Genomic DNA, 348 nt, shown 5'->3' with positions numbered 1-348 from the left:
AAGGGCTTGACAAACGACTGCTCATAGAAGGCACTTTTGCTAAGGGTTGCAAAGTGAACGAGCATAAGCACGGAGAACACGACGAAGTGCAAGCCGGCCAGAGTTTCGGGCAATCGCTCGTAGTCTCTTGCCAGTCGGCGGAAGCGGTTGAGCCAGCCGAAGCTGCGCTCGACCACCCAGCGGCGCGGCAACAGCACGAACCCCTTTTTCGCCTCCGGCAGCTTGATGACCTGAAGTTCAATCCCTTCGTCAAGCGCCGCCTGTGCGGGCTCTTCGCCGGTATATCCCTGATCCGCGAACGCCACCTTGACCGTCTGGCCCGTGGCCTGCTGAACCTGACGCGCCAGT

At 60.1% G+C, this 348-nt stretch carries 1 protein-coding gene; it reads right to left on the bottom strand.

Annotation, left to right across the window (positions count from 1 at the left end; translation table 11 throughout):
- Positions 1–348 (bottom strand): transposase (locus AB3X96_RS42725; RefSeq protein WP_368594437.1); only part of this gene is annotated, 348 nt, incomplete at both ends.

Origin of the sequence: Paraburkholderia sp. BR13439 (assembly GCF_040948805.1) — a bacterium.
In the GTDB taxonomy this organism is placed as follows: domain Bacteria; phylum Pseudomonadota; class Gammaproteobacteria; order Burkholderiales; family Burkholderiaceae; genus Paraburkholderia; species Paraburkholderia youngii.
This window is presented reverse-complemented; position numbering and strand designations above follow the sequence as displayed.